This is a genomic window from Pseudomonas rossensis (assembly GCF_039888995.1).
Classification (GTDB): Bacteria; Pseudomonadota; Gammaproteobacteria; order Pseudomonadales; family Pseudomonadaceae; genus Aquipseudomonas; species Aquipseudomonas rossensis.
Map to the genome: position 1 here is coordinate 1 of NZ_JBBWCB010000376.1, position 242 is coordinate 242.

Genomic DNA, 242 nt, shown 5'->3' on the forward strand with positions numbered 1-242 from the left:
TACCTGCCCGGGACGCTGTGGCTGATTGCCGGCGTGGTGCTGGCGGGTGCCGTTCAGGACTTCATGGTCCTGTTCATGTCCACCCGCCGCAACGGCCGTTCCCTGGGCGACATGGTCCGTGAAGAAATGGGCCGCATCCCCGGGACCATCGCGCTGTTTGGCTGCTTCCTGATCATGATCATCATCCTCGCGGTGCTGGCGCTGATCGTTGTAAAAGCCCTGGCCGAAAGCCCGTGGGGTAT

At 62.8% G+C, this 242-nt stretch carries 1 protein-coding gene; it reads left to right on the plus strand.

Features of this window, described 5'->3' with window-relative positions; genetic code table 11:
* A partial coding sequence (locus tag WLY71_RS30945) for a carbon starvation CstA family protein (RefSeq protein ID WP_347806611.1) occupies positions 1–242 on the plus strand: 242 nt, incomplete at both ends.